Origin of the sequence: Pseudomonas sp. UBA5568 (assembly GCF_002425525.1) — a bacterium.
GTDB lineage: Bacteria > Pseudomonadota > Gammaproteobacteria > Pseudomonadales > Pseudomonadaceae > Aquipseudomonas > Aquipseudomonas fulva.
Map to the genome: position 1 here is coordinate 1 of NZ_DIMK01000001.1, position 11,221 is coordinate 11,221.

Annotated in this window: 12 protein-coding genes; 7 read left to right on the plus strand and 5 right to left on the minus strand. The window is 63.8% G+C overall.

Annotated elements, in window-relative coordinates:
• Positions 1 to 340 precede the first annotated feature (340 nt).
• Both B2S33_RS00005 and B2S33_RS00010 read right to left on the minus strand, forming a co-directional pair.
• Entirely contained in the window at positions 341 to 799 is a 459-nt protein-coding gene (locus B2S33_RS00005; RefSeq protein ID WP_145280199.1) for a protein YgfX, read from the minus strand.
• The gene (locus tag B2S33_RS00010) at positions 783 to 1,037 is read right to left on the minus strand and encodes a succinate dehydrogenase assembly factor 2 (RefSeq protein ID WP_023534507.1); all 255 of its coding nucleotides are present in this window, start codon (positions 1,035 to 1,037) and stop codon (positions 783 to 785) included. Before B2S33_RS00010 ends, B2S33_RS00005 begins: the two co-directional genes overlap by 17 nt.
• A gap of 135 nt (positions 1,038 to 1,172) precedes the next feature.
• Between B2S33_RS00010 and B2S33_RS00015 the strand changes: the two genes are divergently transcribed.
• A complete protein-coding gene (locus B2S33_RS00015) occupies positions 1,173 to 2,114 on the plus strand; it encodes a YgfZ/GcvT domain-containing protein (protein WP_288649414.1) in 942 nt (313 codons plus the stop codon).
• Between the two features lie 56 nt (positions 2,115 to 2,170).
• Entirely contained in the window at positions 2,171 to 2,977 is an 807-nt protein-coding gene (locus B2S33_RS00020) for an HDOD domain-containing protein (RefSeq protein ID WP_023534337.1), read from the plus strand.
• 45 nt (positions 2,978 to 3,022) lie between these two features.
• Here B2S33_RS00020 and B2S33_RS00025 read toward each other — a convergent pair whose 3' ends face one another.
• Positions 3,023 to 4,402, minus strand: coding sequence for a sensor histidine kinase (locus tag B2S33_RS00025; RefSeq protein ID WP_288649416.1), 1,380 nt, complete (start codon positions 4,400 to 4,402; stop codon positions 3,023 to 3,025).
• Entirely contained in the window at positions 4,395 to 5,066 is a 672-nt protein-coding gene (locus B2S33_RS00030; protein ID WP_027914569.1) for a response regulator, read from the minus strand. The genes B2S33_RS00025 and B2S33_RS00030 overlap by 8 nt, the downstream gene beginning before the upstream one ends.
• A gap of 198 nt (positions 5,067 to 5,264) precedes the next feature.
• On the opposite strand from B2S33_RS00030, the gene B2S33_RS00035 reads away from it, so the two are divergent.
• The 5 genes from B2S33_RS00035 to B2S33_RS00055 all read left to right on the plus strand — a co-directional run bounded on the left by B2S33_RS00035 (position 5,265) and on the right by B2S33_RS00055 (position 10,686).
• Positions 5,265 to 6,554, plus strand: coding sequence for an OprD family porin (locus B2S33_RS00035; protein WP_028687231.1), 1,290 nt, complete (start codon positions 5,265 to 5,267; stop codon positions 6,552 to 6,554).
• A gap of 32 nt (positions 6,555 to 6,586) precedes the next feature.
• Positions 6,587 to 7,567, plus strand: a complete 981-nt coding sequence (locus B2S33_RS00040) for a Bug family tripartite tricarboxylate transporter substrate binding protein (RefSeq protein WP_028687230.1) — start codon at positions 6,587 to 6,589, stop codon at positions 7,565 to 7,567.
• 115 nt (positions 7,568 to 7,682) lie between these two features.
• Entirely contained in the window at positions 7,683 to 8,141 is a 459-nt protein-coding gene (locus tag B2S33_RS00045; RefSeq protein ID WP_049696475.1) for a tripartite tricarboxylate transporter TctB family protein, read from the plus strand.
• A 3-nt stretch (positions 8,142 to 8,144) separates the two neighbouring features.
• The gene (locus B2S33_RS00050) at positions 8,145 to 9,659 is read left to right on the plus strand and encodes a tripartite tricarboxylate transporter permease (protein WP_023534356.1); all 1,515 of its coding nucleotides are present in this window, start codon (positions 8,145 to 8,147) and stop codon (positions 9,657 to 9,659) included.
• A complete protein-coding gene (locus B2S33_RS00055) occupies positions 9,652 to 10,686 on the plus strand; it encodes an AbrB family transcriptional regulator (protein WP_088522933.1) in 1,035 nt (344 codons plus the stop codon). The genes B2S33_RS00050 and B2S33_RS00055 overlap by 8 nt, the downstream gene beginning before the upstream one ends.
• Positions 10,687 to 10,714: 28 nt before the next feature.
• Here B2S33_RS00055 and ung read toward each other — a convergent pair.
• On the minus strand, positions 10,715 to 11,221 hold a 507-nt coding region (ung, locus tag B2S33_RS00060; protein WP_288649418.1), incomplete at its 5' end, for a uracil-DNA glycosylase.

An 11,221-nucleotide genomic window follows, 5' to 3' on the forward strand; every position in this document is an offset into this window, starting at 1 on the left:
TCACTTTTTGTCGTGTCAAAAAGTAAGCAAAAACCGCCTGCTCCTATCATCCGGCCCCTACGCTGCGCTCCGGGGTCCCCTCGCTCCGGGCTTGCTCCCGGGAGGACCGCGCTGCAGGCCCCATCCTGGGGCCCAGCGCTTGACAGGCATCCATGCCTGTCACCTCCCTCCGCAAGCCCTGCGCTCGGCCTCCTGAAGTCGCGATCTGCAGTGTCTGAACTACCGCGCGCTTAGAAGCCAAAGCAAGAGCAAGGGCAAAGGCAAAGGCAAAGGCAAAGGCAAAGGCAAAGGCAAAGGCAAAGGCAAAGGCAAAGGCAGACGCGGCGCCAGCCTGCATAGTTTAGTGCTGCATGGGCGCCACCCAGCGCCTGCGGCTGAACTTCAACCTCACCCGCAAACGCCGATGCTCATCGACCCCAAGCGCATCCCAGGGCACACATTGGCTGCGCCCCCACCCTGCCCCAACCGGTACGAATCTCAGCACTACGAGCGCGGGCAACGCGATGCTGTCACGACACAGCCGCACAGGCTGCCACCCCCGGGCCCGTGAAAACACCCACCAGCCGGCTCCATCACGACGAAGCCCGGTGACAGCCTGAACATGCGTCAACAGAATACGACGCGGAATAGCCCACGCCGCATGAACACTACATGCAGCGATCACCAGCAGCCCCAACCAGAACGGTAACGGGCTGACAAGCACGGCGAACCAGGCGAGCGCCTGGCTGATCAGGTAGGCCACCAGCAACAGGCGTGAGCCCTGCCAGCGGCATTCGAACCACTCACTTGGGTTGGACACGGTCCAGGATGATGCGAACCATGCGCTGCAACTCCGGGTCCTCGGATTCGGTACGCTCCATGAACCAGCCGAACATGTCCTGGTCCTCACAGCTCAGCAGCCGAACATACAACTGACGATCGGTTTCGTTGAGGCTGGGGTAGACCTCCTGGGTGAAAGGCACCAGCAGGACGTCCAGTTCCAGCATACCGCGGCGGCTATGCCAGAAAAGCCGGTTGAGTTCAGTTTGTTCGACCATGGGGCCCTCCTCGAGTGGCCCGCCAGTATACAGTCAGCCGCGCGAAGCGACAGCCAACTGTTGGTCTAAGTCACCTACCTATTTTGTTACCAGCGTTCTATGATGGCCCCAGACTTTAAGCCACCGCGATGACCCATGGCCGATACCGCTTTCTTCTGCCCTCTGTCCCACGAAGGCATTCTCGCTGTCCGCGGCTCCGATGCAGGCAAATTCCTGCAGGGCCAGCTGACCTGCAACATCAACTACCTCAGCCCCGAATACGCCAGCTTTGGCGCACGTTGCATGGTCAAGGGGCGCATGCAGTCCAGCTTCAGAATCTTGCCTGAAGGCAACGGTTACCTCCTGGCCATGGCCAGTGAATTGCTGGAGCCTCAGCTGGCCGACCTGAAGAAATACGCTGTGTTTTCCAAGGCCACCCTCACCGACGAAAGCGCCGCCTGGGTGCGTTTCGGCCTGCACGACGGCCAGGCAGCGCTTGTGGCACTGGGGCTGGAACTGGCGCCCGAAGCCGGCAGCACGGCGCGGCAGGAAGGGCTGATCGCTGTAACGGTCAGCACCGGCCGCACCGAGCTCTGGGTACCGGCAGATCAGGCAGGCGAGGTTCACAAGACCCTGGCCGACACACTACCCGAAGCTGGACTCAACCCATGGCTGCTGGGGCAGATCCGCGCCGGGATCGGTCAGGTGCTGGGGCCTACCCGCGAGCAGTTCATTCCGCAAATGGTCAACCTGCAAGCCGTCGATGGCGTCAGCTTCAAGAAAGGGTGCTACACCGGCCAGGAAATCGTTGCACGCATGCAGTACCTGGGCAAGCTCAAGCGTCGCATGTACCGCCTGGCAATCGATCAGCAAACCCTGCCGGCACCTGGGGAGCAGCTCTTCTCCCCCGTGCATGGCTCCTCGGTAGGTGATGTGGTGATGGCGGCCAGCACCGGCAGTGGCTGTGAGCTGCTCGCGGTGATCACAGCCGATGCCGTGGAGGATGGCAACCTGCACTTGGGTCATCTCGAAGGCCCGCCCCTGCAGGTACTGCCCCTGCCCTACGAACTGGACCGCGACAGGGAAATCCAGCGCTGACCAGCCCCGCCCCGCTTTGACAGCGGGGCCGCTTCACCACTGCGGTAGACACGTCCATGAACAAGCTGGCCGAAATGGTCCAGGCGCAACTGCTGGATGCCATTGAAAAGGATGACCTGGTACTTCCGACTTTGCCTGAGGTTGCCTTGAGCATCCGCGAGGCCGCCGAAGACAGCGAGATCAGCGTGGCGGCCTTGAGCCGGGTGATCGGCCGCGATGCCGCCTTGTCGGCACGCCTGATCAAGGTGGTCAACAGCCCGCTGCTGCGGGCCACGGTCGAGGTGACCGAGCTGCACACGGCGATCACTCGCCTGGGCATCAACTACAGCTGCAACCTGGCCATCGGCCTGGTCATCGAGCAGATCTTCCACGCGCGTTCGCCTGCAGTTGAGCAAAAACTGCGCGAAATCTGGGCCAACAGCCTTGAGGTCGCCGGCATGAGTTACGAGTTGGCCCGGCGCTACACGCGGCTCAAGCCTGATCAGGCGGCACTGGGCGGCCTGGTCAACCAGATCGGCGCGCTGCCAGTTCTGATCTACGCCGAAGAGCACAACGAGCTGCTGTCCGATCCGGTCTGCCTGCACCATGTCATCGAACTGATCCAGCCCGTACTGGGCGACAAGATACTCAAGGCCTGGGAGTTTCCCGAACAGCTGGTCAAGCTGCCCGGCCTGGTTCAGGACCTGGATCGACAGACCGACCGCATCGACTACATCGATGTGGTCCAGATCGCCCGCTGCATCAGCCAGCGTGGGCGAGAGAGGCCGCTGGCGGCCTTGCCAGCCTACCGGCACCTGGGCTTGCCCATGGGGAGCGAGCTGCACGCCGAGGATCTGCTCGAAGCCCGCAGCTTGTTGCGCTGAGGGCTTCGCTCTGCCTGGCGGCCGGATTGATCCGAGCGCCCACGCTTAGTCAGCGATGAAACTCACCCGCACGCGCAGCCCGCCGTTGTCGCCATCATGCAGGCTGATCTGCGCCAGGTGAGCCCGGCAGATCTCCCCCACGATCGCGAGGCCCAACCCGCTGCCCTGGGCGCTACGGCGATAGAAGCGCTCGAACACCCGCTCGCGCTCGGCTTCTGGAATGCCGGGGCCGTCGTCCTCCACCTCGAGCATCGCAGGCGCGAGCACGCGCAGGATGACGTTGCCGCCCTTTGGGGTGTGGGCCAGGGCATTGTCGACCAGGTTGCTCAACAGCTCGTTGAGCAACGTCGGCTCGCCTTTGAGCCATACCGGTGCCTGAGCCTCGAGGGCCAGTGCAACGCCACGGTTGTGCGCCAACGGCGCCATGGCCATGCCCAGCTCGCGCGCCAGTTGGCTGAGGTCCAGGCGCTGGGCGCCCCCCTCGGCGATCGCACGCGCGCCGTTTTCCACACGCGCCAGTGAAAGCAACTGGTTGGCCAGGTGCGTCAATTTGTCGGTGCCCTGCGCCGCCGCTTCCAGCGTCTGGTGCCACTGTTGCGGCTCATTGGCGCGCAAACCCAGTTCCACCCGCGCTTTGAGCGCCGCCAGGGGCGTACGCAGCTCGTGGGCAGCATCGGCGATGAACTGCGCCTGGCGCTCGAACTGTGCACGCAAACGCTCGGTGAAGTGGTTGAGCGCCCCCACCAGTGGCCGCAATTCAGGCTGCACTTGTACCACCGGCAATGGGCGCAGATCGTCCGGCTGGCGCTCCTCGACCGCCGTGCGCAGGCGCTCGAGCGGTCGCAGCGCCGCACTGACGGCGAACCACACCATCACCAAAGCGCCCAGGGCCAACATGCCCAGACGCAGCAACGTATCCCCCATCAGGCCCCGGGCCATGCTCACCCGCGCCTCATCGGTTTCAGCCACGCGAATTTCCGCCATGCCGTTCATGTTCGGCTCGCTCACCGCTTTGAGCAGGCTGACCACTCGCACGTTCTGCCCCAGATACGTCGCATCATAGAATCGCGCCAAGGCGGGGTAGTCGTCTGTACGCGGTGTACCAGACGGCGGGGGCGGCAGTTTTTCATACCCTGAAATCAGCCGTTGGTTGATGTCCAGGACCTGGTAGTAGATACGTCCTGCGCTGTCGTAGGCAAAGGTGTCGAGTGCCACATAGGGCACATCGGCGCTCAACGACCCGTCGCGTTGCGACAGGCCCGCAGCGATGGTACGGGCGGACGCCAGCAGTGTCCGGTCGTAGGCGGTGTCCGCCGCCTCGCGGCCGTTCCAGTAGGCACTGAGCCCACTGGCCAGCATCAGGACCACCAGCAGCAGCGCCAGATTTCCCAGCAGGCGCCCACGCAGGCTGACATTCTCACGCATCGCGATGCTCGAGCAGGTAACCCAGGCCGCGGAAGGTGACGATGGCCACCGAATGGCCATCAAGCTTCTTGCGCAGGCGATGAACGTAGATCTCGATGGCATCGGGGCTGGCGTCCTCGTCCAGGCCGAACACCTGGGCCGCCAACTGCTCCTTGCTCATCACCCGGCCCGGCCGGGCGATCAAGGCTTCGAGCACACCCTGCTCGCGGGAAGTCAGGGACAACGGGGCCTCATCCAAGGTGAACCGTCGGGTATCGAGGTCATACACCAGCGGCCCGCAGCGCTGCTGGCGTTCGCCCCCGAGCACACTACGGCGCAACAGCGCCTTGACCCGCGCCTCAAGCTCGGTCAGCTCGAACGGCTTGGCCAGGTAATCGTCAGCCCCCAGGTTCAGGCCATGGACCCGATCCTTGACGTCGCTGCGGGCGGTGAGCATCAGCACCGGTACGGTCTTGCCACGTCCGCGCAGACGGGCCAGCACCTCGAAGCCGTCCATGCGCGGCAAGCCCACGTCGAGCACGGCCACGGCGTAGTCCTCACTGCCAAGGGCCAGGTCGGCAGCCACCCCGTCATGCAGCACATCCACAGTCAGGCCCAGACTTTTCAAGGCCTGGGCCACACTGTCGGCCAATTGCAGATGATCTTCTACCAGCAGCACACGCATCGGATTGTCCCTGTTAGGTGGGGCGATGGCGCGGAGTGTACCCCGCCGCCGCGGCCTGTGAAGCCGGCGCGACAAACCTTTCACGCTGAAAGGTTAGCGAAAGGTTCGTTACCTAGCATCGCACCACGGTCGCCCCGAGCGCCGAATAAAGCACCAGCAAGGTGCAATCGAATAAGAACAAGAAACGGAGCCACAACGATGCTGTCATTGCAGCCGCAGGCGCTCGCACCTGCTCGTTCCCTCGCCGCACGCCCCAGCGCCATCGCCAGCGCCCTCGCGCTCGCCGGCGTCGCCCCGCTCAGCCAGGCCGCCTTCTTCGAAGACAGCACGGCCACCTTCGAAACCCGCAACATGTACTTCAATCGCGACTTTCGCGATGGCACCAGTGCGCAACAATCCAAGCGCGACGAATGGGCCCAGGGGTTCATGCTCAACCTCGAATCCGGTTACACCGAAGGTACCGTAGGCTTCGGCGTGGATGCGCTGGGCATGATGGGCATCAAGCTCGATTCAAGCCCTGATCGTACCGGCAGTGGCCTGCTGCCCACCCATGATAATGGCAAGGCCGCCGACGAGTACTCAAAGCTCGGCTTGACCGCCAAGGCCAAGATTTCCAAGACTGAACTGAAGATCGGCACCCTGATCCCTTCCCTGCCCACCCTGCGCCCCAACGATGGCCGCATTCTGCCGCAAACCTTCGAAGGCGGTTTGCTTACCTCCAAGGAAATCAAGGGCCTGACCTTCACTGGTGGGCGCCTGGACAAGGCAAAGGACCGTGACGACACCAACTGGGAAGACCTGGCACTGAACAACAAGAACGGCCGCTTCGGTGGCTCGTTCAGCGCAGACAACCTGTCGCTGGCGGGGCTGGACTATCAGTTCAGCGACCGGTTGACCGGCAGCTATCACTTCGCCCAACTGGATGACATCTACCGCCAGCACTTCATCGGCCTGCTCGCCACCCAAGCCGTAGGCCCAGGCGCACTGGCCTTCGACCTGCGCCTGGCGCTGAGCGATGACGCAGGGGCTGCCAGGGCCGGCAGCATCGACAACACCACCTTCAACGGCATGGTCAGTTATGCCCTGGGTGGGCACAAGTTCAGCGCCGGCTGGCAGCAGCTGACCGGCGACAGCGCGTTCCCCTATGTCGATGGCGCCGACCCCTACCTGGTCAACTTCGTCCAGATCAACGACTTCGCCAATGCCGACGAGCGCTCCTGGCAGGCCCGCTACGACTACAACTTTGCCGCACTCGGCGTGCCTGGCCTGACGTTCCTGACCCGCTATATCAGCGGCGACAACGTCAGCCGTGCCAGCGGTGGCGAGGGCAAGGAATGGGAGCGTGATACCGAGCTGAAATACGTGGTGCAGAACGGCCCGCTCAAAAACGTGGCGGTGCGCCTGCGAAACGCGACCTTCCGCTCCAATTTCGCCCGTGACGCCGACGAAGTGCGGCTGCTGGTGAGCTACAGCGTCGCCCTGTGGTAACCCGATAACAACAACGCCTACGGAGATAGACCATGACCTTTTCACTGCGCCGTATCGTACTGGCAACCGGCTGCCTGCTGCTGGCAGGCAATGCCCTGGCCGCCGAACCCAAACGCCCCGAATGCATCGCCCCGGCCTCGCCTGGCGGCGGCTTCGACCTGACCTGCAAGCTGGTGCAAAGCGCCTTGGTGCAGGAGAAGATCCTGAGCAAGCCCATGCGCGTGACCTACATGCCTGGCGGTGTGGGCGCTGTGGCCTACAACGCGGTAGTAGCCCAACGCCCAGCCGATGCCGGGACCCTGGTGGCCTGGTCGAGCGGTTCGCTGCTGAACCTGGCCCAGGGCAAGTTCGGTCGCTTCGATGAAAATGCAGTGAAATGGCTGGCTGCCGTCGGTACCAGCTACGGCGCGATCGCAGTCAAGAGCGACTCGCCCTACAAAACCCTCGACGACCTGGTCGCGGCGCTGAAGAAAGATCCGAGCAAGGTGGTGATCGGCTCCGGCGGCACCGTAGGCAGCCAGGACTGGATGCAAACCGCCCTGATCGCCAAGGCTGCCGGCATCAACCCACGCGACCTGCGCTACGTGGCACTTGAAGGCGGCGGCGAAATCGCCACGGCATTGCTCGGCGGCCATATCCAGGTAGGCTCCACCGACATCTCCGACTCCATGCCGCACATCGAGAGCGGCAACATGCGCCTGCTGGCCGTGTTCTCGGAAAAACGCCTGGACGACCCGGCCATGAAGGACATCCCCACTGCCAAGGAACAGGGCTATGACATCGTCTGGCCTGTGGTGCGCGGCTTCTACCTCGGCCCGAAAGTGAGCGACGAAGACTACGCCTGGTGGAAGGCCTCGTTCGACAAGATGCTGGCCTCCGAAGACTTCGCCAAATTGCGTGACCAGCGTGAGCTGTTCCCCTTCGCCATGACGGGTGAAGAGCTCGATGGCTACGTCAAGAAGCAAGTCGCTGACTACAAGATGCTGGCCAAGGAATTCGGCCTGGTGCAGTAACCCAGTCTGCCGGTTTTTCTTGGCAGGAGCAGGCAGACGCTGCCGTGCATGGCCTGGGCCTTGGCCCAGGTTCACGGGTGTGCCGCTCCCATCGCTACTTACCGAGGATTCCTCCATGATCCTGCAACGCATCTTCGCCCTGATTCTGCTGGCCGTGTGCGCCGCCCTGGCCGTGATGGCCTGGCCGTATCAGGCGGCGTTTTCCTATGAGCCGGTAGGCCCACGTGCCTACCCGCTGCTGATGCTCGGCCTGATGAGCCTGGGCTTGCTGTACATGGCGATCCGCCCCACGCCGATCGTGCACAAGGACGACGAGCCGGCGCTGGACAAGGCGACCCTGACCAAGATCGCCGCCTGCATTGGCCTGCTGCTGATTTTCGCGACCACCTTCGAGTCCCTTGGCTTCATCCTCAGCGCCATCCTGGCCGGTGTGCCCATGGCGCGCCTGTATGGCGGTCGCTGGCTGCACAGCGTCATCGTCGTGGTTGGCATGAGCCTTTTCCTCTACTGGCTGTTCGACCGCGTCATGGACGTGCCCCTGCCCCTTGGCCTGCTGAGCGTACTGGAGAACTGACACATGGATACCTTGAGCTACCTGGGCCAGGGCTTCGGCGTCGCCCTGTCCCCTTACAACCTGGTCACTGCCCTGTCCGGCACGCTGATCGGTACCGTCGTCGGCCTGCTGCCGGGCCTGGGCCCGATCAATGGCGTGGCCCTGCTGATTCCCATCGCCTTCGCCCTGGGCTTGCCTCCGGAGTCGGCGCTGATCCTGCTGGCTGCGGTGTACCTGGGCTGCGAGTACGGTGGGCGAATCAGCTCGATCCTGCTGAACATCCCGGGCGAAGCGTCGACGGTGATGACCACCCTGGACGGCTACCCGATGGCACGCCAGGGTCTGGCGGGCGTGGCCCTGTCCCTGTCGGCCTGGAGCTCGTTCATCGGCGCTTTCATCGCCACCTGCGGCATGGTGCTGTTCGCCCCGCTGCTGGCCAAGTGGGCAATCGCCTTCGGCCCGGCCGAGTATTTCGTGCTGATGGTGTTCGCCATCGTCGCCCTGGGCGGTATGGCCGGCGACAAGCCGCTCAAGACCTTCATCGCCGCCTTGATCGGCCTGTTTTTGTCGGCGGTGGGCATCGACGCCAACAGTGGCGTGTACCGCTTCACCGGTGACAGCGTGCACTTGGCCGACGGCATTCAGTTCGTCGTGCTGGTGCTGGGCCTGTTCTCGATCAGCGAAATTCTGTTGCTGCTGGAAAAGACCCACCACGGCCACCAGGCAGTCAAGGCCACCGGGCGCATGCTGTTCAACTTCAAGGAAGCGGCGTCGGTGTTCGCGGTGAACATTCGCTGCGGCCTGCTGGGCTTCGTGATGGGCGTGTTACCAGGCGCAGGTGCCACGCTGGCCAGTGCGGTGGCCTACATGACCGAAAAACGCATGGCCGGTGCCAGCGGCAAGTTCGGCAAGGGTGACGCCCGTGGCCTGGCTGCACCGGAAACGGCCATCGGCGCCTCCTGCTGTGGCGCCCTGGTGCCCATGCTGACCCTTGGCGTACCGGGTTCGGGTACCACGGCGGTGATGATCGGCGCGCTGACGCTCTACAACATCACCCCCGGCCCGCTGCTGTTCGAACAGCAACCTGACATCGTCTGGGGCCTGATCGCGTCGCTGTTCATCGCCAACATCATGCTGGTGATCCTGAACATCCCGATGATCCGCATCTTTACCCGCATCCTGGCCGTACCGAACTGGGCCCTGGTGCCGGTGATCGCCATCATCACCGGGATCGGCGTCTATGCCGTGCATGCCACCACCTTCGACCTGTTCCTGATGGTCGGCATCGGCATCATGGGCTACATCCTGCGCAAGCTGGACTTCCCGCTTTCGCCGATTCTGCTGGGCTTCATTCTGGGTGGCCTGATGGAGCAGAACCTGCGCCGTGCATTGTCGATCTCCAATGGCGAGCTGGGCATTCTCTGGTCGAGCCCGATCAGCATGGGTGTCTGGGCACTGGTAGCGCTCATGCTCGCGCTGCCCATGGTGCGCATCTGGCGCAAACGCAGCCTGCAGCGCCGGGCCATGGCCGATGCCTGATCGCGCGTTGCCGCTGTACTGGGCAACTGGGCTGGTCGGCCTTGCTGGCGGTTTCGCCGCCAGCAAGGTCGGCTGGCCTTTGCCGTGGATGGTCGGCTCGTTGCTGGCGATCATCGCGGTACGTTGCCTGAGCCCTTGGCAGTTGCCAGAGATACCCAATGGCCGGCGCTGCGGGCAATGCATCATCGGCCTGGGCATCGGCCTGCACTTCACGCCCCAGGTCATCGAGCAAGTGGGCAGTCATTTCGCCCTGATCTTCTTCGGCGCCTTGTTCACCACGGTCTCAAGCGTGCTTGGCGTGTGGTTGTTGCGCCGCTCGGGTGAGGACCGCGCCACCGCGTTCTTTGCCAGCATGCCAGGCGGCTCCGGTGAAATGGTCAACCTGGGTGCGCGCAATGGCGCGGTACTGAGCCAGGTAGCCGCAGCCCAGAGCCTGCGCGTGCTGGCCGTGGTGCTGTGCGTGCCGGCGCTGTTCAAGCTGCTGCTGGGCGATGGCGTAGCGCTCAACCACACCGGCAGCGTCAGCTGGGCCTGGCTGGCCCTCATCGCACCGCTGGGGGTGGCCGCCGGGTGGCTCTGGCAGCGGCTGCAACAGCCCAACCCATGGCTGTTCGGGCCGCTGCTGGTGGCAGCCACCTTCAGCCTGGCCGCCGACTTGCAGATTGCCCTGCCCAATGGCGCCAGTCAGATCGGCCAATGGCTGATCGGCAGCGGCCTGGCCTGCCACTTCAACCGTGCGTTCTTCCGCCGAGCCCCGGCATTTCTGGGGCGCACGCTGGTGGCGACTGCTTTGAGCATGGCCCTGGCTGGCGCTGCCGCCTGGGGCTTGAGCCTGCTGACAGCCTTAGACCTGCGCTCACTGACGCTGGGCATGATGCCCGGGGGCATCGCTGAAATGAGCCTGACCGCCGAAACGCTGCAACTGTCGGTGCCCCTGGTGACCGCTTTGCAAGTGATGCGCCTGCTCTTCGTGCTGTTCCTGGCCGAGCCCCTGTTCCGTTACTGGATGAGCAAGCGGCCCTCATGACCTGTGGGGCCTGACGGCCCCGCCTGGCTCACAGCGGTGGCAACGCCCAGTTGATGGGCGCTAGCCCGCGCTGCTCGAGAAAACCGTTGGCACGGCTGAAATGTCCACAGCCAAGAAAACCGCGGTACGCCGACAACGGCGAGGGGTGCACAGACTTGAGCACCAGGTGCTTGGTGCCGTCGATCAGCTTCTGCTTGCTCTGCGCATGGGAGCCCCACAGCAGAAACACCACATGCTCGCACTGTTCGCTGACCACCTCGATGATACGGTCGGTGAAGAACTCCCAGCCTTTCTTGGCATGGGATGCCGCGTTGCCCCGCTCCACGGTCATGGTGGTATTGAGCAGCAACACACCCTGCTCGGCCCAGCTTTGCAGGTAGCCATGGTTGGGGATGGGAATATTCAGATCGCGATGCAGCTCCTTGTAGATGTTCACCAGCGACGGCGGCGTCGGCACGCCAGGCTGCACCGAGAAGCACAGGCCATGGGCCTGCCCTGGGCCGTGGTACGGGTCCTGGCCGAGGATCACCACCTT

What these genes read in the sequence shown, in the direction of transcription:
- B2S33_RS00040 (WP_028687230.1), top strand. Translation starts at nt 6,587, where the DNA reads ATGACCTTTTCACTGCGCCGTATCGTACTGGCAACCGGCTGCCTGCTG.
- B2S33_RS00010 (WP_023534507.1), bottom strand. Translation starts at nt 1,037, where the DNA reads ATGGTCGAACAAACTGAACTCAACCGGCTTTTCTGGCATAGCCGCCGC.
- B2S33_RS00050 (WP_023534356.1), top strand. Translation starts at nt 8,145, where the DNA reads ATGGATACCTTGAGCTACCTGGGCCAGGGCTTCGGCGTCGCCCTGTCC.
- B2S33_RS00025 (WP_288649416.1), bottom strand. Translation starts at nt 4,402, where the DNA reads ATGCGTGAGAATGTCAGCCTGCGTGGGCGCCTGCTGGGAAATCTGGCG.
- B2S33_RS00030 (WP_027914569.1), bottom strand. Translation starts at nt 5,066, where the DNA reads ATGCGTGTGCTGCTGGTAGAAGATCATCTGCAATTGGCCGACAGTGTG.
- B2S33_RS00020 (WP_023534337.1), top strand. Translation starts at nt 2,171, where the DNA reads ATGAACAAGCTGGCCGAAATGGTCCAGGCGCAACTGCTGGATGCCATT.
- B2S33_RS00035 (WP_028687231.1), top strand. Translation starts at nt 5,265, where the DNA reads ATGCTGTCATTGCAGCCGCAGGCGCTCGCACCTGCTCGTTCCCTCGCC.
- B2S33_RS00055 (WP_088522933.1), top strand. Translation starts at nt 9,652, where the DNA reads ATGCCTGATCGCGCGTTGCCGCTGTACTGGGCAACTGGGCTGGTCGGC.
- B2S33_RS00045 (WP_049696475.1), top strand. Translation starts at nt 7,683, where the DNA reads ATGATCCTGCAACGCATCTTCGCCCTGATTCTGCTGGCCGTGTGCGCC.
- B2S33_RS00015 (WP_288649414.1), top strand. Translation starts at nt 1,173, where the DNA reads ATGGCCGATACCGCTTTCTTCTGCCCTCTGTCCCACGAAGGCATTCTC.